Genomic DNA, 1,652 nt, shown 5'->3' on the forward strand with positions numbered 1-1,652 from the left:
CGGCGTATTCCTCATCGGCTGTGGGACCGACATCGCCTCGCTGAAGCCCGTGCTGGAGGCGGCGACCGCCGGTGGGGGCGCAGCGCTGGGAGCAGGTGACGGCACGGGCGGAAGTTGAACCGGCGCCTGCGGCACCGGGCTGGCAACGACCCCACCAGAGACCCCACCAGGGGCTCCGCCCGGACTGTGCTGCGGAGCGGGAGCCGGCCGGTCAGACGTCAACGTGAGCGCCAGCACCGCGGCCGCGGCGGCGGCGCTGACAGCCAATGTGCTACCTGCCATCACCAACGACCTACGCCGTCGCATGCTCGAGTCGTCCGCTTCGTCGTCCAGGGCGCTGTAGGCGAGCGCGCCTTCGCCCAAGTCGGCGTTGGCGCTGACGTCGAGGTAGGTGGGCGCGAACGAGCGGGGGTTCACCTCGCCGGTTCCCGGGTCCAGAGCGTAGGCCAGGGCGGCGGTAGACGACGCGAACAGCGGCGCATTCGCCGACGCCAGCGCCGCGCCGCGGGCCAGCGCCATGTCCGGCTCTTCTGGAGCGCTCACCTCGATCGGGGTCGCCGCCTCCAGCACGGGCTTCAGCGAGGCGATGTCGGTCCCACAGCCGATGAGGAATACGCCGTCAGCCCGCGATCCACGTGCGTCCAGACCCGCAACCATCGAAGCCAGCCCGGCCGCGAGGCTCGGCTGAGTGTTGCACTGTCCGTCATCTTGTGTGTCATCGTCCAACGACTGCCGGTGCAGGTCGACGATCGACCCGTCGGCGACGTCGACCACGGCCAATGTCGCATTCCCCGGCTCCACGAACAACATCGCGATGTGCGCGTAACCGAGCGAAACGCCGACCGTCTGCGCCAGTGCGGCCGCAGCGAGCAGTGGCGAAACCAGCATCACGCCCTTGATGTCGAGGGCTGCGAGCTTTTCGCGCAACATCGTGACCGCGGCGGGGTCCGTCCACGTCACCCCGGTCGAGGTCAACTGACAGCCGCCCTGCACCGCTCCCTCGCGGGTGCCGACGATCGCCTCGATCACCTGGTCGGCCACCGCACCGGGCGGGGCCGATTCCCCTGTGCCGGGAACCTCGAAACTGTCCTCTTCGACGGTCACTCCGTCGGCGTTGTCGCCCTCAATCAGTACCAATCGGACCGTCGTAGGTTCCATCGATACGCCAAGTACGATGTCCACTACTCCTCCAAGGACCCCATTTTGTCGCTCTACCGGCTAGCTACCGTCGCGACGGGTCAGTGGCCCCGAGTGAGCCCCGAACCAGGCCAGGTGAATCAGCTCAGAACCCAAAACCCCACCGCACTGGATACCCCAACGGTACCCGCCTTCGGTCGGGCGCGGTTCGCCTGATTGATGAAATTAAGACGGCTTTAGTAGCCGGGACCCAGATACGGGTTTTGCGGATACTGCTGGACCGGCGCCGGATTCTGCGGCGGCGGTACCTGGCTCTGCGGAACGGGGACGGGTATCGGAACGGGAACCAGGGGGATACGCAGCCACTCGGTCGTCATCGGCACGGTGGTCGTGGTGGTGGTGGTCGTAGGTGGCTCGGTAGTGGTCGTCGTTGTGGGTTCAGTGGTGGTCGTCGTGGTCGGCGGGGTGGTGGCCGACCAGGTGATCGAGGCGATCGTCGGCACCCGCGAGGGGAA

2 protein-coding genes are annotated in these 1,652 nt (G+C 67.5%); both read right to left on the reverse strand.

What is annotated here, in order from left to right; genetic code table 11:
- On the reverse strand, window positions 1-1,182 hold a 1,182-nt coding region (locus A5791_RS05660; RefSeq protein WP_156661019.1), incomplete at its 3' end, for a hypothetical protein.
- Between the two features lie 191 nt (window positions 1,183-1,373).
- Window positions 1,374-1,514, reverse strand: coding sequence for a hypothetical protein (locus tag A5791_RS27510; RefSeq protein WP_156661020.1), 141 nt, complete (start codon window positions 1,512-1,514; stop codon window positions 1,374-1,376).
- Between the last annotated feature and the right edge of the window lie 138 nt (window positions 1,515-1,652).

It is taken from the genome of Mycobacterium sp. 852002-51163_SCH5372311, assembly GCF_001667115.1.
Classification (GTDB): Bacteria; Actinomycetota; Actinomycetes; order Mycobacteriales; family Mycobacteriaceae; genus Mycobacterium.

What these genes read in the sequence shown, in the direction of transcription:
- A5791_RS27510 (WP_156661020.1), bottom strand. Translation starts at nt 1,514, where the DNA reads ATGACGACCGAGTGGCTGCGTATCCCCCTGGTTCCCGTTCCGATACCC.